The sequence below is a fragment of the Geodermatophilus sp. SMS 5-13 genome, assembly GCF_059428245.1.
The window spans coordinates 1,982,782-1,999,101 of sequence record NZ_CP165729.1 but is presented as its reverse complement, the minus strand read 5'-3'; the positions used below and the strand labels follow the sequence as shown (position 1 = coordinate 1,999,101).

Below are 16,320 nucleotides of genomic sequence, written 5' to 3'. Positions count from 1 at the left end.
GGTCAGCCGGCGAGCAGCAGGTGCGGACGGGCCAGCAGGCCGCTGACCGTGCGCAGGAACTCGGCGGCGGGGGCGCCGTCGACCGCGCGGTGGTCGAAGGACAGGCTGAGGGTGAGCACCGAGGTGCGGTGCGGCACGTCGCCCTCCCACCGGACGCCGTCCCGGACCCGGCCGACGCCGAGGATGCCGGTGTTGCCCGGGTTGACCACCGGCGTGAAGAAGTCGACGCCGTAGGAGCCCAGCGAGGTGACGACAAAGGTCGCGCCCTCCAGCTGGGTCAGCGTGAGCCGGCCCGCGCGGGCGGTCTCGGCGAGCTCCCGGGTCTGCTCGGCGATGTCGACCAGCCCGCGCCTGTCGGCGTCCCGGACGACGGGGACGAGCAGCCCGTCGGGCACGGCCACCGCGACGCCGACGTGGATCTCCTCGAGCAGGTGGATCCCGTCGTCCTTCACCGTCGCGTTGAGGATCGGGTGCTCGATCAGCGCGTGCGCCGCCGCCCGGACGACGAAGTCGTTGATGGACGGCACCCGCAGGCCGGTGCCCGCCCACTCCCGCTTGAGGTTCTCCCGCAACGCCAGCAGCGCACCGACCTCGGCCTCGAAGCCGTGGGTCAGCTGGGCCATCTCCTGCAGGCTGGCGTGCATGTTGCGGGCGATCGCGCCGCGCATGCCGGTCAGCGGGATGACCTGGCCGGCCCGCGGTCCGGCCGGGACGGCCGCCACGGGCTCGGGGACGGCGGCCGCAGCAGCGGTCACGTCGGCGCGGCGGATCCGGCCGCCCAGGCCCGTGCCCCGGACCTGGCTGAGGTCGACTCCGGAGGCCGCGGCGTGCCGGCGCACCAGCGGGGAGACGACGGTGCCCGCGGGCTGCGCCTCGGCGGCAGGGGCGGGCGCGGGCGCCGGCGCCGGTTGGGCGGCGCCGCGGGCCAGGGCATCCTCGACGTCCTCCGACACGATCCGCCCACCGGGACCGGTGCCGCGCAGGGTCTCGAGGTCCACGCCGAGCTCGGCCGCGACCCGCCGGGCGTTGGGCGAGGCCAGCAGCCGGCCCTCCCGGTGCACGGGCCCCGAGCGCTCCGGCGCGGTCAGCTGCAGCTCGCCGACGTCGTCGGCGGCCGGCGACTGCAGGGCCGCGACCGCCGCGTCGGGGGCGGAGTCCGGGGCCTGCTCGTCACCCTCCAGCAGCCAGGCGATGAGCGCGCCGGGGGGCAGGGTGGCCCCCTCGTCGGCCACCGGCTGGAACCGCCCGCTGCCCTCGGCCTCGATCTCGGCGTCGACCTTGTCGGTCGAGATCCGCAGCAGCACGTCGCCGTGGCTGACGACGTCCCCGGCCTTGGCGACCCACTCGACGATGGTGCCTTCCTCCATCGTCAGCCCCAGCTTGGGCAGCAGGACCTCCTGGGCCACGGCTCAGCCCCGTGCCAGCAGCCGGCGGCAGCCGTCGGCGATCTTCGTGCGATCGGGGACGTAGGTGCCCTCCAGCACCGGGCTGAACGGCACCGGGGAGAACGGGGCGCCGACGCGCAGCACCGGGGCGTCGAGGTAGTCGAACGCCGCCTCCTGGATCTGCGCGGAGATCTCCGCGCCGAGCCCGCCGAAGGTGACCGCCTCGTGCACGACGAGGATCCGGTTGGTCTTGCGCGCCGAGGCGACGATGGTGGCGGTGTCCAGCGGCTGCACCGTGCGCGGGTCGATGACCTCGGCGGAGATGCCCTCGGCGGCCAGCTGGTCGGCGGCGGCGGCCGCCTCGACCGCCATCCGGCCCAGCGCGACGATCGTGACGTCGGTGCCCTCGCGCAGCGTGGCGGCCTCGCCGAACGGGATCCCGTAGATCTCCTCGGGCACCTCGCCCTTGGCGCCGAGCAGCTTCTTGTTCAGCATCATGATCACCGGGTTGTCGTCCCGGACGGCGGTGACCATCAGCCCCTTTGCGTCGTAGGCCGACGACGGCATGGCGACCTTCAGACCCGGGGTGTGCGCCAGCCACGCCTCCAGGCTCTGGCTGTGCTGGGCCCCCGCGGACAGCCCCGCGCCGGCGGCCACGGTGACCACCATCGGCACGCGGACCTCGCCGCCGAACATGAACTTCATCTTCGCCGCCTGGTTGACCACCTGGTCCAGGCACACGGCGAGGAAGTCCATGAACATGATGTCGACGACCGGGCGCAGGCCCCGCGAGGCCGCGCCCACGCCCAGCCCGACGATCGCCATCTCCGAGATCGGGGTGTCGATCATCCGCCGGTCGCCGAACTCCTGGAGCAGCCCGTCGTACATGCGGAACACGCCGCCGTACCCGGCGACGTCCTCGCCGACGACGAAGACGTTCTCGTCCTCGCGCATGACCTGGTGCAGGGCCTCGTTGTAGGCCTTGACGTAGGTCAGCTCGCGCACGGGCATGCGGGTCTCCTCCTGCGGGGCGGCGGGCCGGGTCCCGGGTTCAGTCGCTGTAGACATTGCGCGTCACGGTCGAGGGGTCGGGCTCGGGGCTGTTCTGGGCGAAGGCGATGGCGTCCGCGGCGTCGGCCCGGGTCTCGTCCCAGATCTTCTGGAAGGCTGCGGCGTCGACGACGCCGTCGGCCGCGGCGCGCGCCTCGAGCAGCTCGATGGCGTCGCGCTTCTTCCAGGCCTCGACCTCCTCCTCGGTGCGGTACGGATGGCGCAGCCCCTTGACGCCCTGGTGGTCGTAGTAGCGGTAGGTCTTGGCCTCGACCAGGCTCGGGCCCTCGCCGGCGCGGGCGCGGTCGACCGCCCGCTGGACGGCCTGCCGGACGGAGACGACGTCCATCCCGTCGCAGATCTCCTTGGGCATCCCGTAGGCGTCGGCGCGGTCGGCGACGTCGGTGAGGAGCATGTGTCGGTCCTGCGCGGTGAACTCGGCGTAGCCGTTGTTCTCGCACATGAAGACGACGGGCAGCTTGAGCACCGCGGCCATGTTCGCCGACTCGTGGAAGGCGCCGATGTTGCTGGCGCCGTCCCCGAAGAAGGTCATGGCCACGCCGCCGTCGTTCTTGTACCAGCTGGCGAACGCGGCGCCGACGGCGATCGGCAGCCCCGCGCCGACGATCCCGTTGGCGCCGAGCATGCCGATGGACAGGTCGTTGATGTGCATGCTGCCGCCGCGGCCGTGGCAGTAGCCGTCGATCCGGCCGAACAGCTCGGCGAACATCGGCCGGAACTGCGCGCCCTTGGCGACCGCGTGGCCGTGGCCGCGGTGGGTGGAGGTGATCTGGTCGAGGTCGGTGAGGGTCGACATGGCCCCGGCCGCGACCGCCTCCTGGCCGACGTAGAGGTGCAGGAAGCCCGGCAGCAGGCCGCCCTCCATCAGCCGGCCGGCCTCGGTCTCGAAGACGCGGATCCGCACCATGCGCCGGTGCATGTCCAGCACGTCGTCCGCGCCGAAGCCCTCGATCGTCGGGGAGCCCCCCGCCAAGGTCGCCGTTCCCCCGGCCTCCGTCATGTGCCCGCCTCGGTCATCCGGTCCGGCGCGCGCCGCGCGCGGAGCTGCTCCAGGGCGCCCCGGTGTGCCTCAGGTCACGCCCGTTACTGGTGAGAAGCTACAGTAAGCAGGGAGGCGGGAACAGCCCACCGCAGAGGAGCACCGATGGCCGGGCGCACGACCCGCGTTCTGGTGGTGACCGGGGGCCACCGCGTCGACCTCGACGCGCTGCTGGGCATGCTCGCCGCGCTGGCCGAGGAGCGGAGCTGGCTCTGGGCGCACGCCGTCCAGCCCTCCGCGCAGGAGTGGCTCGCTCCCGAGCACGCCGGTGCGTGGGACGCCCTGCTGCTGCACGACCTGCCGGGGCTGCACCTGCGCCGCGGTGAGCCGCCGCGGCCCGTGGGGCCTTCTGACGAGGTGGCCGCCGCGCTCACCGGCCTGCTCGAGCGCGGCGTCGGAGTCGTCGCCACCCACCACGCCCTGGCCGGGTGGCCGGCGTGGGACGGCTGGGCCGACGCCCTCGGCGGGCGGTTCTTCTACGCCCCGGGCCCGCTGCACGGGCAGCCGTGGCCGTCGTCCGGCACCCGGATCACGGACTACACCGCGCGCGTGGTGGCCCCCGACCACCCGGTGTGCGCCGGCCTCGGCGACTTCTCCCTCACCGACGAGCTCTACTGCTGCCCGGTGTTCGAGGACCGGGTGGTGCCGCTGCTGCGGCACGACGCCGACGTCTCCCCCACCCGGTTCATCCGCACGTACGAGCACGTCCTCGTCGGCGAGGAGGCCGCGCCGGACTGCGCCGGGCACCCGCCGGCCAGCGACCTCGTCGCCTGGGCCACCTCCGCGGCGGCCAGCCCGGTGGTCTACGTCCAGGCCGGCGACAGCGGGACGACGTTCGGCCTGCCCGGGTACCGGCAGCTGATCGGCAACGCCGTCGACTGGGTCGCCTCGGACGAGGCCGCCGCCTGGGCCCGCGCCGAACGCTGAGCGGAGTGCCAGGGCGCGGAAGACGCGCGGAAGACGCGCCCCTGGCACTCCGTTTCAGGTGCGGGCGCCCTTGGGCGGGTCGCCCAGGTTCGGCAGGGCGGTGAGGTCGAAGTCGGGTCGGACGTCGAGCACCGGCGACGGCGGCGGCAGCACCGTGGGGTGGCCGAGCCAGAGCCCCACGTTGTCGCCGGAGCGCCCCTCGGGCCCCTCGGCCAGCAGCTCGAGCATCACCTCGGCGACCCGGTCGGGGTCCATCCACCAGGCGAGCAGCTCCGCCGGCGGCTCGGTGCCGGGCTCGTCGCCGTAGCCGAAGAACCCCCGGTTCATCGCCGAGTCGGTCGCCCCGATGCAGAGGTTGTTCACCCGGATGCCGTGTGGTCGCAGCATCTTCGCCCAGGACTGGGTCAACCCGTTGAGCGCCCACTTCGAGGCGTCGTAGAGGTCGAGGTAGACCCAGCCGGTCGTGCGCCGCTCGTGCCGCCAGGGGCAGGTCGGGGCGTCGTCGTGGCCGACGGGGTCGGGCCACCCGCAGGTGTGCACGTGGTCGGTGGAGACGTTCACGATCTCGCCGTAGCCCCGCTCCACCATGAGCGGGGCGACCGCCCGGCCGAACAGGAACGCCCCCTTGAGGTTGGTCCCGACGACGGTGTCGAAGTCGGCCAGCGACTTCTCCCAGTCGTCGGTCGGGGTGGTGACGGCGACGACGCCGGCGTTGTTGACCAGGACGTCGACGCCGCCGGTGCGCGCCGCGGCCTGCCGCACCACCCGCAGCACGTCGTCCGGCCGGGACACGTCGGCGACGACGCCGGTGACCTGCCCGCCGTCGGCACTCAGCTGCTGCGCCGTCTGCTCCACGTCGGGCCGGACGTCGCAGATGGTGACGACGGCGCCGGCCCGGGCGAGCGCGGCCGCGAGGGACCGCCCCACGCCGACCGCGCCGCCGGTGACGATCGCCGTCCTGTCGTCGAGCGTGAACACGTGCCCTCCCGATGGCTCGACCCGGTCAGCGGCCGGTCAGCCGCTCCACCACGGGGGCGAAGGCGTCGATCGCGCGGTCGCCGACCGTGACGTAGGAGAAGCCGTAGACCTCCCGGCGACGCTCCAGCTCCTCGCAGATCTCGTCCACCGAGCCGACCAGCGCGTGCGGGAACTCCCGCAGCTCCTGCCCGGCCATGCCGGTCTGAGCGGACAGCTGCTCCTCGGTCGTCGCGCCACCCTCGACGGCCAGGAAGTAGGCCGCGAACTCCAGCTCCAGCTCCCCGAAGCGCTCCCCCGCGCCCTCCCGGACCCAGCCGAGCTTCTGCAGCGTCTCCTCGTGCCCGGAGCTGGCCACGCTGTCGGCGCCGATGACCCCCGAGCGGTTGTTGAAGTTGATGCTGACGACGTCGGCCTCGGCGCCGGCCAGCCGCAGGATCCGGGGCGCGCCGCCGCCGACGGTGATCGGCGGCGGGCTGTCGAGCAGCGGCAGCGGCGACATGCCGGAGACCCGCACGTGCTCGCCCGAGATGTTCGCCGGGCGGCCGGCGAGGAACTCCTTGAGCAGCGCGATGAACTCGGACAGGTGCCGGATCCGCTCCCCTGCCGACGGGAACGGCAGCCCCATCGCGTCGTACTCGGCCTGCAGCCAGCCGGCCCCGAGCCCGACCTCGGTGCGGCCGTCGGAGAGCTCGGCGAGGGTGGCGATCTCCTTGGCCAGGACGTAGGCCGCGTGGTAGCCGACGCAGAACATCCGGCAGCCGATGCGCAGCGTGCTGGTGACCTCCGCGGCGACCGCCATCGCGGGGACCGGCGCCAGCGTCACCGGCCGGTGCCCGGTGGACTCCGACACCGGCCCCGGACCCAGGTAGTGGTCGGAGGTGTGCAGCGCCGAGTAGCCCTGCGCCTCGACCCGGCGGGCCAGCTCCCGCCAGGCCTTGCCGGACTCGGGACGGTAGGCCTGGACGGCGAACCGGAAGGGGTGCTGCTGCGGTGTGGTCATGGCGGCGCTCCGCTCGCCGGCACCGGGGCGCCGGAAGGGTTTCTTGACGCTGACTCCAGTTGGCGGGAACCATAACGCACCGGTGGAGGGAGCGGCCGTGCAGCGACTGGCAGGCATCGGGGCACGGGCCCTCGAGGATCCGGACGGCGTCGCGCTCGTCGACGACACGAGCACGCGGACGTGGCGCGAGGTGGCCCGCGAGGTCGACGCGGTCGGCGGCGAGCTGCTCGCGGTGGCGCCCCGGCCCGAGGACCGCGTGGCCGTGGTGGGCGAGAACGTCGCGCCCACGCTCATGGCCCACGCGGCCGGCATCCTGGCCGGCGTCGGGACGGTCGCGGTGTCCCGCCAGCTCACCGCGGCGGAGATGGCCGACCAGTTCCGCGACGCCGGCGTCGTCGCCGTCGTGACCGGGCCGGCCGGCCTGGCCGCCGCGGTCGACGCGGCCCGCGAGGCCGGCGTCGGCACGGTGGTCGTGCACGGCACGGACGACGTCCCGGACGGCGCCACCGCCTGGAGCGCCTGGACCGACGGCCGCCGCACGCTGCCCGAGTCCACCGACCGCCCGGCCAGCCCGCCGCTGGTCTACACCTCCGGCACGACCGGCAAGGCCCGCGGCACCCCCGTGCGCTGGGCGCCGACGACGGTGGCCTCGGCCGCCGAGTACGCCGAGGTGCTCTCGGGCCGCTCCGGCTTCCCCGAGGGCCCGCACCTCGTCGTCGGCCCGCTGCAGCACAACGGCCCGCTCACCTCGGTGCGCCACCTGCTCTCCGGCCGGCCGGTGGTGGTCCTCGGCCGGTTCGACGCCGAGCGGGTGCTGCAGCTGATCGAGCGGCACGGGGTGGCCTCGTCGGTCATGGTGCCCACCCACTTCTCCCGGCTGCTCGCCCTCGACCCCGAGGTGCGCGGGCGCTACGACGTCTCGAGCCTGAGCTCGGTGGCGCACACCGGATCGGCCTGCCCGCCGGACGTGAAGCGGGCGATGATCGACTGGTTCGGCCCCGTGCTGGTCGAGAGCTACGGCGGCAGCGAGATCGGCACCGTCTGCCGGATCACCAGCGAGGAGTGGCTGGCCCACCCCGGCTCGGTCGGGCGGGTCGTCGAGCCGTTCCAGGTGGTCGTGCTGAACGAGGACGGCGAGGAGCAGGGCCCGGGCGAGGTCGGCGTCCTCGGCTTCCGCACCCCGCCGGGCCGCGAGGTCAGCTACCACGCCGACCCGGAGAAGACGAGGTCCGCCTACCTCGCGCCGGGCGTCGCGACGCTCGGCGACGTCGGCTACGTGACCGACGACGGCTTCGTGTACATCACCGACCGGGTGGCCGACATGGTCGTCTCCGGCGGGGTGAACCTGTACCCGGCCGAGAGCGAGAAGGTGCTGCTGCAGCACCCGCAGGTGGTCGACGTCGCGGTGATCGGGGTGCCCGACCGCGACCTCGGCGAGGCGCTGCGCGCGCTCGTCGTCCCCGGGGACCCGGCGCCCGACGCGGACGCGCTGGCGGCCTGGTGCCGGGAGCGGCTGGCCTCCTACAAGTGCCCGAAGAGCTACGAACTGGTCGACGCCCTGCCGCGCAACGTCATGGGCAAGCTCGACAAGCGCGCGCTGCGCAAGCCGTACTGGGCCGGCGATCGCACGATCGCAGGCTGACCGCGCGCACCACCCCCCGCACCGAGAGGCACCATGACCGACCTGCTGCTGATCCGCCACGGCCTGCCCGTCTCCGGGGTCGTCCAGCCCCCGCTCTCGCCCGAGGGGATCGAGCAGGCCCGCCGGCTCGGCACCTGGCTGAAGAGCGAGGGCGTCGACGTGCTCGTCACCAGCCCGATGCGCCGCGCCCGGGAGACCGCCGACGCGATCGCCGGCGAGATGGGCCGCGACATCGACGCCGTCGTCGACGACCTGCGGGAGTGGGACACCGATCTGCCGTCCCGGGCGTACATGGCCGTCGAGGAGATGGGCCCGACCGACCCGCGCGCCGTCGCCATCGCCGAGGGCCGCTACGACGACTTCGTCCCCGAACTGGACCGGGAGGCGTTCCGGCGGAGGGTCGCCGACTGCCTCACCGACGTGCTCGACCGGTGGGCGGACAACCGGATCGCGGCGGTGTGCCACGGCGGCACGATCAACGCGATGATCGGCAACCTGCTGCAGATCCCGGCGCTGTTCTGGCACAACCCCGGCTACACGTCCGTGGCCCGGCTGCGCCGGATGCCGGGCGAGCGGGTGGTCGTGGTGTCGGTCAACGAGACGGCGCACCTCGTCGCGACCCGGGATTGACCCGGCCGCTCCCGACTGCCAGGGTGAAGTCATCTATATGACTTCACCGCGGGAGCTGCCATGACCTCCGTCGTCCCCGACTACGTCCCCGGTCTCGAACTCGACCTCGCCGACCGCGAGGACGCCCTCTCCCTCGTCGACCGGGTGCGCGCGCTGGTCGCCGGGAAGACCACCGACCAGGCCGACGGCACCTGGGTGGAGCCGGTCGCGAACTACCTCGACCCGGCCCTGTTCGAGGCCGAGAAGGCCCTGCTGTTCCGCCGCGTGCCGCTCCCGCTCGCGCTGTCCTGCGAGCTGGTGGGCCCGAACAGCTGGAAGGCGATCGAGGTCGCCGGGACGCCGGTGGTCATCACCCGGGACGCCCAGGGCGCGGTGCACGCGATGCTCAACGTGTGCCGGCACCGCGGCGCGGAGGTCTGCCCCGCCGGGATCGGCCGCAGCCGCACGCTGACCTGCCCGTACCACGCGTGGTCCTACCGGATGGACGGCGAGCTGGCCGGCGTCTACGGCGCCGCGACCTTCGGCGACTTCGACAAGGACGCCCGCGGGCTGGTGCGGCTGCCGGTCGAGGAGCGGCTCGGCCTGATCTTCGTGTGCCTCACCCCGGGCGCGGAGATGGATCTGGACGCCTGGCTCGGCGACGTCGCGCCCGTGCTCGCCTCGCTGCGCCTGGAGGAGACCCACCACTTCTCCACCCGGATGATGCCCGGGCCCAACTGGAAGGTGGCCGTCGAGGGCTACCTGGAGGGCTACCACTTCGCCTCGCTGCACACGAACACCGTGTTCAAGACCAACCTGGGCAACACCGCGGCCTGGGACTCCTTCGGCTGGCACCAGCGCAACGCCTTCGCGCTGCGGCCGATCGCCGAGCTCGGGGACGCCCCGCGCGAGGAGTGGGACCCGGCCACCCTCATCGGCCCGATCGTCTGGCTGTTCCCGGGCTTCGCGATCGCCGGCGGCCTGCGCGACCGGATCGCCGTCGCCTTCCCGCTGCCCGGGGCGACGCCGACCGAGTCGATGACCGAGCAGCGCATCCTCACCCGCACGCCGCCGTCGGACGACCGCGAGCGCGAGGAGGCCGAGTTCGCCCGCGACTGGTTCTACGACGTCACCTACGGCGAGGACTACCTCACCGGCTACGGCGTGCAGCGCGGGATCCCGGCCATGGCGGAGCAGACCATGATCTTCGGCCGGAACGAGCCGGGCGTGCAGCACCTGCACCGCGCGATCAACGCGGTGATGGCGCAGCACCACCGGCCGCCGCACCCCCTCCCCCGCACCGCCTGATCCCGCGCTTTGTCGCGATGAAGCACGCGTGCTTCATCGCGACAAAGCGCCCTCGGGGGCGGGGACGTCGCCGTAGAGGCCCCAGATCAGGCACCGCTCCAGCACGGTCTCGAACTCGGGGATCACCCAGCTGCCGCGGTCGGTGCGGCCGAGGTCGTCGACGCCGAGGTCCTGGACGTCGAACCGGCCGCGGGCGTGCCCGAGGGTGAAGTAGCAGACCGTCCCGGCGCCGGACCGCTTCAGGTAGAGCACCGGCCGCGGCTCGTCGTCGGTGGTCTCCCCCTCCTCGAAGCCGCGGCTCGGCCCCGTCCACCGGGTGTGCAGCAGCACCTCCAGCGGCGGGTGCAGCTCGCTGATGTAGAGCTCGTCGGTGACCTCGAACGGCTGGATGCCGCGGACCAGCGGATGCTCGGCGCTGGTGAGCTCCACGCGATAGGGCGCGATCGGCGGGTGGCCGAGGAACTGGCTGCCGAGCACCTCCGCCACCGGGCCGAGCGCGCGCGGGGTGCGGAAGAGGCGCGGCCCGTCCAGCGGCGGGGCGTCGATGGCCGAGTTCGTGCCGTGCAGCGCCAGCCAGCGGCCGCCGGCCTCGACCCAGTCCACGAGCCGGCGCTGCTGGTCCGGGTCGGGCCGCCGGTCGCAGGTGTAGGTGATCAGCAGGTCGGCGCCGGCCAGCGCGTCCCCGGCCGACGCGCTGCCCATCGCGTAGTCCTCGAACACGCGGGTGCGCGCCCGCTCGTGCCGCCCGAGCAGCTCGAGCAGGCGCACCCGCGCGTAGTCGAAGTCGTGCCATCGGCCCCCGCACACGAGGACCACGTCCAGCCGCCCCGCGGGCCCGGCCATGGCCGGCTCAGAACTGCACGCGGGTGACGATGCCGCCGTCCACCACGAGGTTGACCCCGTTGGTGAAGCCCGAGCGCGGGCTGGCCAGGAACGCGACCGCGGCCGCGACGTCCTCGGCCCGGCCGTAGCGGCCGACCGGGATCTTGGCCAGCACCTCGTCGTAGACCTCCCGGCGGCCCTCGCGGATCTTCTCCCAGTCACCGCCGGGGAACTCGATCGGACCGGGCGAGACGGTGTTGACGCGGATGCCCTTCGGCGCCAGCGCCCGGGCCTGCGCGGCCGCGTGGTGGATGACCGCCGCCTTGATCGCCGAGTAGGCGTTGGGCGAGGCCGGCCGGACGGTGTCGAAGGCGTTGGTGGTGCCGATCGAGATGATCGCCCCGCCGCCCGCGCGCTCCAGGTGCGGGACGGCGGCCTCGATCAGCCGCACGAGCGGGACCAGGTCGCCGTCCAGGCTCTTCTGCCACTGGTCGGGCGCCTTCGACGCCCCGGCCGAGACGTTGGAGACGACGATGTCGAGCCCGCCGAGCTCCTGCGCGGAGCGGTCGACGAAGGCGGTCAGCGCGTCGGGGTCGGTGACGTCGACCGGCTCGGCGTGCACCGTCGCCCCGCGCTCGCGCAGGCCGGCGGCGACCTTGTCCAGCGTCTCGGGCCCCCGGGCGCACAGCGAGACGGCGCAGCCCTCCTCGGCGAGGGTCTCCGCGATCGCCCGGCCGATGCCGCGGCTGCCGCCGGTCACCAGCGCCCGCTTGCCGGTCAGCTGAAGGTCCATGTCGTCCTCTCTTGGATGGGTTCAGGCGTCCACGGACGGGTCGAGGCGGACGAGCATCTTCCCGACGTTCTGGCCGCGGAGCATGCCGAGGAACGCCTCGACGGCGTGCGCGAGGTCGTCGACGACGGTCTGCTTGGCAACCAGCTCGCCGCTGCGCAGCCAGCCGGCCACCCGGTCCTGGAACTCCGGGCGCAGGTCCTCGTGGTCGCGGATGATGAAGCCGCGCAACGTGATGCGCTTGAGCACCGCCTGGATCAGGTGGTCGATGCTCGGCCGCGGCTCGTCGGTGTCGAACTGCGAGATCATCCCGCAGAGCGCGATCCGGCCGTTCAGCCGCATCGAGTCCAGCGCCGCGACGAGGTGGTCACCGCCGACGTTGTCGAAGTAGAGGTCGATCCCGTCGGGGGCCACGCGGGCGAGCCCGTCGCGCACCCGCTCGGCGCGGTAGTCGATCGCGCCGTCGAGGCCGAGCTCGTCGACCAGGAGCGCGGCCTTGCTCGCTCCCCCCGCGCTGCCGACGACGGCGGACGCGCCGAGCAGCCGGGCGAACTGGGTGGCCGCCGAGCCGACGGCGCCGGCCGCGGCGGAGACGAAGACGGCGTCGCCCTGGCGGAACTCGCCGGCGCGGACCAGGCCGGCGTAGGCGGTGAACCCGGTCTGCCCGAGGACGCCGAGCCAGTGCGGCAGCGGCGCCAGCTCCGGGTCGACGACGGTGGCGGCGGCCGCGTCGACGACCGCGACGTCGCGCCAGCCGAGCCGGTGCCGCACCCACGCGCCGACCGGCACGGCGTCGGCCCGGCTCTCGACCACCTGCCCGAGCGCCGACCCGTCGAGCGGCTCCCCCACCCGGAAGTTCGTCGTGTAGTGCTTCTCGGTCTCCTCGAGCCGGCCGCGCATCGAGGGGTCGACGCTCATGTAGGCGTTGCGCACCAGCAGCTGACCGCTCGACAGGTCGGGAACCGGCCGCTCCTCGAGGCCGAAGTCCTCAGCCGCGGGCGCTCCCGTCGGGCGCCTGGCCAGGGTGACGACCCGGGTCGGAGAGACGTGCGCCGTCGTCACCAGCCGGACTCCGCGCTGTTCGACATGGACCCTCCCGTGGCACGCCGACGCGCCCGGTGACCGGCGCTCGCGGCGCCTGAGGTTTGTTGACTCAGCGCAGAGTAACTGCTCCGGGTGTCCGCGCAAACCCCTGATCCGGAACTGGCCCGTGTGCTGCACAAAGGGGCTGTTTCGTGCGATTGTGGCGTGCTTCACTGTAGTCCACCCCAAGAAACTAGAACCGCGCCGCGGGCGCTGGAGGAGGAACCATGGCTCTGCTGCAGGACAAGGTCGCCGTCATCACCGGTGGGACGGCGGGGCTGGGCCTCGGCATCGGCGAGGCGTTCCTGCGCGAGGGTGGCAAGGTCGTGCTCAACGGCCGGCGGGCGGACAAGGGCGAGAAGATCGTCGCCGACCTCGGCGCCGGCGACCGAGCGGTCTTCCGTCAGGGCGACGTCCTGAAGAAGGAGGACATCGAGTCGCTCGTCGACTTCGCCGTCGAGCACTTCGGCCGGATCGACATCATGGTCAACAACGCCGGCGGCACCGGCGCCACCTCTCCCGTCGTGGACGTGACCGACGAGGACTGGGACCTGAACATGAAGTGGAACCTGTACTCCACCTTCTACGGGATGCGCCGGGCCCTGAAGTACATGATCCCGCAGCAGTCGGGCCGGATCATCAACATGTCGTCGGTCGAGGGCAAGCACGGCAAGCCGGTGCTCTCCGGCTACGTGACCGCCAAGCACGCCATCAACGGGCTCACCAAGGTCGCCGCCAAGGAGGTCGGCACCATGGGCATCACGGTGAACTCGCTGTGTCCCGGCCTGGTGATCACCGAGATCGTCCGCGAGAACGGGCCCCGGACGGCGGAAAGCATGGGTTTGACGTTCGAGGGCATGGTCGACCTGTTCTCGCAGGAGTCGGCGATCAAGCGGCCGAACACCGTCGAGGAGGTCGCCGCGATGGCCGTCCTGCTCGCCTCCGACGCGGGCGCCGGCATCACCGGCGCGATGCTCTCCGTCGACGGCGGAACGGCCGCCTACTGATGACGGTCGAGGAGCTGCTCGCCGTCGAGTCCATCAAGAACCTGCGCGTCCTGGGCTCGCGGTACCTCGACTCGGGCCGGCTCGACGACCTCGTCGCCCTCTACACCGAGGACGCCGTCTGCGAGTTCGGCCCCTACGGCACCTGGCGTGGCCGCGACACGTTCCGCGACAACTTCGCCGCGGCCGAGGCGCCGTTCTACGCCAGCGGGTACTTCTCCAACCTGCACGTGGTCACCAACCACGCCGTCGAGCTCACCGGTCCGGACACCGCGACGGGTCTGGTGTACCTGCTCGACTTCGTCACCGGCGACCAGATGCGCGAGGGCGGCAACCCGCTCTACTGGCTCGGCGTGTACGAGGAGGAGTACCGGCGCTCCGGGGACGACTGGCGCATCTCACGGCAGAGCCTGCAGTTCGTCTGGCCGCAGCGCATGGTGGACGACGGCTTCCTGGGGCGGCAGACCACGTCCGCCCCGGTCGCCGGCTAGAACCTGCCGCAGGGGCGGGTCCTTTCGCTAGTCCAGCGCCATGATCCGCAGCGAGACCTCCTCGAGGGCGGCCCGCAGAGCCCGCGGTGAACGCCGGCTCAGCGGGCCGCCGTCGAGGCGCATCGGGTGGATCGCGATGAGCAGGCTGATCAGGGTGCGCACCGAGAGCCGGGTGGCGGCGTGCGCGGCGTCGGCACTGCGCAGCCGTCGTCGTCCCGTCTCCTGCCGCGCGTAGACGAACGCCCGCTCGATGTGCTGCTCCTCGAACTGCACGCGCAGCAGCTGCGCCTGCCGGGTGGCCCCGGGCAGGTGGCTGTAGAGGATGCGGGCGTGGTCGGGGCGAATCTCGATCCAGTCCCACACGGCCGTGATGATCAGCGGCAGGGCGTTGCCCTGGTCGCCGTCGGGCCGGGCCTTCTCGACGACCTCGTCCAGTTCGCCGATGACCGACTGGAGCGCGACGTCGAACAGCTCGTCCTTGCCGGCGAAGTGGTAGTAGACAGCGGTCGGGACGACGCCGGCCTCCTCGGCGACGTCCTGGACGCTGGTCTCGGCGAACCCGGTGCGGGCGAAGACCTTGATGGCGGCGTCGATGATCTCCTGCCGCCGGGAGGGCCGGTGGGCGGGGAGCTTGGCCGGGAGTTCCCCGGTCATCTCGAACACCTCTGCACGATTGAGCAACAGATCCCCCTCGGGGTCGCGCGTAACCCCGTGACCTTTCGGGGACCCTCTAGTCTCGCACCATGATCGCGCGTGACAAGCGTCCGGCGCACAGACCATCCCGCCGGGCGACCGTGGTGCACTCCGCCATGGAGTTGTTCGCCTCGCAGCGGTCCGACGCCATCACGGTAGCCGAGATCGCCGACGCGGCCGGGATGACATCCGCAGCGGTCTACTACCACTTCGCCTCGAAGGACGACATCCTGCTCGAGGGTCTGCGGTCGCTGGGCGAGTCGCTGGTGACCGAGGCGCGCCGGGCGCAGCAGGACATCGCCGCGCGCGGCGCCTCGATCGGCGACCTCCCGGTGCGCCTGATCCAGTGGATGGACGAGCGGCGGGCCGAGGCCACCGTCTGGTTCGTCAAGTCCTCCGGGGTCAGCCTGGCGGTCGAGCAGTTGCGCCGGGAGGTCCGCGGTGACCTCATCACCGTGTTCACCCGTGCCGCCAAGGCCACCCGGGACAGGATCTCGACAGCGGAGGCCGCGGTGGTGGCCACCGCGCTGCTCTCGCTGCTGGAGACCTCCGCCACGTCGTGGCTCACCGAGGACGAGTCGCTGGCTGGGCTCGGTCATAAGAAGTTCCTCGAGGAGACCTCACGGCTCGCCGAGCGGATCGCCGGCGTGTGACCGCAGTTACTAGCCTGCCACTACAGTAAGCGGATGAGCAGTAGTTTCGTCGCGGCGCGTCGGCGGCTGGCCGTCGTCTCCGGCGGTGGCACCGGCATCGGCCGGGCGTGCGCGGCCGCCCTCGCCGACGACGGGTTCGACGTGGTCCTGCTCGGCCGCCGGCCGGACGTGCTCGACGACACCGCGGCCGAGCTCGACGGCCAGGGCGGCGCCACGGTGCGTGCCCTCCCCTGCGACGTGAGCTCGCCAGCCGGGGTGCAGTCGGCGGTCGACGAGCTGCGCGGCCTCACCGACGTGGTCGACGTCGTGGTGAACAACGCCGGCGCCGCCGCGACCCGCCTGCCGGCCGACGCACCGCTCGAGGACGTCGCCGACGCCTGGTCACAGGCCTGGCACAGCAACGTCCTCTCCGCCGTGCTGCTCACGACCGCCCTGGAACCGCTCCTCGCCCGGCCGGGCGGGCGGGTCGTGCTGGTGGGCTCCCGCGTCGCCGTCACCGGTGGCGCGACCCCGGCGTACGTGGCGGCGAAGTCGGCGCTCAACGGCTGGGTGCTCAGCCTCGCCGGCCGCCTCGGGCCGGACGGGATCACCGCGAACGTCGTCGCGCCGGGCTACACGTGGACCGATCTCGTGGCCGGCCGCATCACCCCCGAGCGGCACGCCGCCCTGCTGACCGAGATCGCCGCGGGGCGTCCGGCGCAGCCGGAGGAGATCGCGTCGGTCGTCCGGTTCCTCGCCGGGCCGGCCGCCTCCTACGTCAACGGGCAGGTGCTCGGCGTCGACGGCGGACCGCGCCCGCCCACCTGAGCCGCCGCCCCGAGCCGG

The 16,320-nt window shown here is 73.1% G+C and carries 17 protein-coding genes; 8 read left to right on the top strand and 9 right to left on the bottom strand.

What is annotated here, in order from left to right:
• Nucleotides 1–2: 2 nt before the first annotated feature.
• Genes AB3388_RS09750 through AB3388_RS09740 form a run of 3 tightly spaced genes read right to left on the bottom strand, consistent with a single transcriptional unit; the run spans nt 3 to nt 3,456 of the window.
• Nucleotides 3–1,406, bottom strand: coding sequence for a dihydrolipoamide acetyltransferase family protein (locus AB3388_RS09750; RefSeq protein WP_495410567.1), 1,404 nt, complete (start codon nt 1,404–1,406; stop codon nt 3–5).
• Nucleotides 1,407–1,409: 3 nt separating this feature from the next.
• Nucleotides 1,410–2,396 (bottom strand): alpha-ketoacid dehydrogenase subunit beta, encoded by a 987-nt coding sequence (locus AB3388_RS09745; RefSeq protein ID WP_495410566.1) that lies wholly within the window; start codon nt 2,394–2,396, stop codon nt 1,410–1,412.
• Nucleotides 2,397–2,436: 40 nt separating this feature from the next.
• Nucleotides 2,437–3,456, bottom strand: a complete 1,020-nt coding sequence (locus AB3388_RS09740) for a thiamine pyrophosphate-dependent dehydrogenase E1 component subunit alpha (RefSeq protein ID WP_495410565.1) — start codon at nt 3,454–3,456, stop codon at nt 2,437–2,439.
• Nucleotides 3,457–3,600: 144 nt separating this feature from the next.
• Here AB3388_RS09740 and AB3388_RS09735 point away from each other — a divergent pair, with 144 nt between their 5' ends.
• The gene (locus tag AB3388_RS09735) at nt 3,601–4,422 is read left to right on the top strand and encodes a ThuA domain-containing protein (RefSeq protein ID WP_495410564.1); all 822 of its coding nucleotides are present in this window, start codon (nt 3,601–3,603) and stop codon (nt 4,420–4,422) included.
• Between the two features lie 54 nt (nt 4,423–4,476).
• Here AB3388_RS09735 and AB3388_RS09730 read toward each other — a convergent pair whose 3' ends face one another.
• Together AB3388_RS09730 and AB3388_RS09725 are read right to left on the bottom strand one after the other, a co-directional pair.
• Nucleotides 4,477–5,400, bottom strand: a complete 924-nt coding sequence (locus AB3388_RS09730) for an SDR family NAD(P)-dependent oxidoreductase (protein ID WP_495410563.1) — start codon at nt 5,398–5,400, stop codon at nt 4,477–4,479.
• Between the two features lie 25 nt (nt 5,401–5,425).
• A complete protein-coding gene (locus AB3388_RS09725; protein WP_495410562.1) occupies nt 5,426–6,400 on the bottom strand; it encodes a TIGR03621 family F420-dependent LLM class oxidoreductase in 975 nt (324 codons plus the stop codon).
• Between the two features lie 97 nt (nt 6,401–6,497).
• On the opposite strand from AB3388_RS09725, the gene AB3388_RS09720 reads away from it, so the two are divergent.
• From AB3388_RS09720 to AB3388_RS09710, 3 genes are read left to right on the top strand one after another with little or no spacing between them, the layout of a single operon-like run.
• Complete coding sequence (locus AB3388_RS09720) at nt 6,498–8,042, top strand: AMP-binding protein (protein WP_495410561.1); 1,545 nt, start codon at nt 6,498–6,500, stop codon at nt 8,040–8,042.
• Nucleotides 8,043–8,075: 33 nt separating this feature from the next.
• Nucleotides 8,076–8,672, top strand: coding sequence for a histidine phosphatase family protein (locus AB3388_RS09715; RefSeq protein WP_495410560.1), 597 nt, complete (start codon nt 8,076–8,078; stop codon nt 8,670–8,672).
• A 60-nt stretch (nt 8,673–8,732) separates the two neighbouring features.
• Nucleotides 8,733–9,959, top strand: a complete 1,227-nt coding sequence (locus AB3388_RS09710) for an aromatic ring-hydroxylating oxygenase subunit alpha (RefSeq protein WP_495410559.1) — start codon at nt 8,733–8,735, stop codon at nt 9,957–9,959.
• A gap of 33 nt (nt 9,960–9,992) precedes the next feature.
• On the opposite strand, the gene AB3388_RS09705 is transcribed toward AB3388_RS09710, so the two are convergent.
• From AB3388_RS09705 to AB3388_RS09695, 3 genes are read right to left on the bottom strand one after another with little or no spacing between them, the layout of a single operon-like run.
• On the bottom strand, nt 9,993–10,802 hold the full coding sequence (locus tag AB3388_RS09705; protein WP_495410558.1) for a ThuA domain-containing protein: 810 nt from the start codon (nt 10,800–10,802) through the stop codon (nt 9,993–9,995).
• 7 nt (nt 10,803–10,809) lie between these two features.
• The gene (locus AB3388_RS09700) at nt 10,810–11,574 is read right to left on the bottom strand and encodes an SDR family NAD(P)-dependent oxidoreductase (RefSeq protein ID WP_495410557.1); all 765 of its coding nucleotides are present in this window, start codon (nt 11,572–11,574) and stop codon (nt 10,810–10,812) included.
• A 21-nt stretch (nt 11,575–11,595) separates the two neighbouring features.
• The gene (locus tag AB3388_RS09695) at nt 11,596–12,633 is read right to left on the bottom strand and encodes an NADP-dependent oxidoreductase (RefSeq protein ID WP_495410556.1); all 1,038 of its coding nucleotides are present in this window, start codon (nt 12,631–12,633) and stop codon (nt 11,596–11,598) included.
• A gap of 248 nt (nt 12,634–12,881) precedes the next feature.
• On the opposite strand from AB3388_RS09695, the gene AB3388_RS09690 reads away from it, so the two are divergent.
• Nucleotides 12,882–13,661 carry an SDR family NAD(P)-dependent oxidoreductase gene (locus tag AB3388_RS09690; protein WP_495410555.1) on the top strand — a complete coding sequence of 260 codons (780 nt, stop codon included), beginning with the start codon at nt 12,882–12,884 and terminating at the stop codon, nt 13,659–13,661.
• Nucleotides 13,661–14,149 (top strand): nuclear transport factor 2 family protein, encoded by a 489-nt coding sequence (locus tag AB3388_RS09685; protein WP_448624218.1) that lies wholly within the window; start codon nt 13,661–13,663, stop codon nt 14,147–14,149. The genes AB3388_RS09690 and AB3388_RS09685 overlap by 1 nt, the downstream gene beginning before the upstream one ends.
• A 27-nt stretch (nt 14,150–14,176) precedes the next feature.
• Here the strand turns inward: AB3388_RS09685 and AB3388_RS09680 are convergent, their stop codons facing one another.
• Nucleotides 14,177–14,803, bottom strand: coding sequence for a TetR/AcrR family transcriptional regulator (locus tag AB3388_RS09680; protein ID WP_495410554.1), 627 nt, complete (start codon nt 14,801–14,803; stop codon nt 14,177–14,179).
• 155 nt (nt 14,804–14,958) lie between these two features.
• Here AB3388_RS09680 and AB3388_RS09675 point away from each other — a divergent pair, with 155 nt between their 5' ends.
• Together AB3388_RS09675 and AB3388_RS09670 are read left to right on the top strand one after the other, a co-directional pair.
• Nucleotides 14,959–15,495 carry a TetR/AcrR family transcriptional regulator gene (locus tag AB3388_RS09675; protein ID WP_495410553.1) on the top strand — a complete coding sequence of 179 codons (537 nt, stop codon included), beginning with the start codon at nt 14,959–14,961 and terminating at the stop codon, nt 15,493–15,495.
• A 33-nt stretch (nt 15,496–15,528) separates the two neighbouring features.
• Entirely contained in the window at nt 15,529–16,302 is a 774-nt protein-coding gene (locus AB3388_RS09670; RefSeq protein WP_495410552.1) for an SDR family NAD(P)-dependent oxidoreductase, read from the top strand.
• Nucleotides 16,303–16,320 lie beyond the last annotated feature (18 nt).

What these genes read in the sequence shown, in the direction of transcription:
- AB3388_RS09710 (WP_495410559.1), top strand. Translation starts at nt 8,733, where the DNA reads ATGACCTCCGTCGTCCCCGACTACGTCCCCGGTCTCGAACTCGACCTC.
- AB3388_RS09740 (WP_495410565.1), bottom strand. Translation starts at nt 3,456, where the DNA reads ATGACGGAGGCCGGGGGAACGGCGACCTTGGCGGGGGGCTCCCCGACG.
- AB3388_RS09700 (WP_495410557.1), bottom strand. Translation starts at nt 11,574, where the DNA reads ATGGACCTTCAGCTGACCGGCAAGCGGGCGCTGGTGACCGGCGGCAGC.
- AB3388_RS09745 (WP_495410566.1), bottom strand. Translation starts at nt 2,396, where the DNA reads ATGCCCGTGCGCGAGCTGACCTACGTCAAGGCCTACAACGAGGCCCTG.
- AB3388_RS09675 (WP_495410553.1), top strand. Translation starts at nt 14,959, where the DNA reads ATGGAGTTGTTCGCCTCGCAGCGGTCCGACGCCATCACGGTAGCCGAG.
- AB3388_RS09735 (WP_495410564.1), top strand. Translation starts at nt 3,601, where the DNA reads ATGGCCGGGCGCACGACCCGCGTTCTGGTGGTGACCGGGGGCCACCGC.
- AB3388_RS09670 (WP_495410552.1), top strand. Translation starts at nt 15,529, where the DNA reads ATGAGCAGTAGTTTCGTCGCGGCGCGTCGGCGGCTGGCCGTCGTCTCC.
- AB3388_RS09685 (WP_448624218.1), top strand. Translation starts at nt 13,661, where the DNA reads ATGACGGTCGAGGAGCTGCTCGCCGTCGAGTCCATCAAGAACCTGCGC.
- AB3388_RS09715 (WP_495410560.1), top strand. Translation starts at nt 8,076, where the DNA reads ATGACCGACCTGCTGCTGATCCGCCACGGCCTGCCCGTCTCCGGGGTC.
- AB3388_RS09680 (WP_495410554.1), bottom strand. Translation starts at nt 14,803, where the DNA reads ATGACCGGGGAACTCCCGGCCAAGCTCCCCGCCCACCGGCCCTCCCGG.
- AB3388_RS09725 (WP_495410562.1), bottom strand. Translation starts at nt 6,400, where the DNA reads ATGACCACACCGCAGCAGCACCCCTTCCGGTTCGCCGTCCAGGCCTAC.
- AB3388_RS09690 (WP_495410555.1), top strand. Translation starts at nt 12,882, where the DNA reads ATGGCTCTGCTGCAGGACAAGGTCGCCGTCATCACCGGTGGGACGGCG.
- AB3388_RS09705 (WP_495410558.1), bottom strand. Translation starts at nt 10,802, where the DNA reads ATGGCCGGGCCCGCGGGGCGGCTGGACGTGGTCCTCGTGTGCGGGGGC.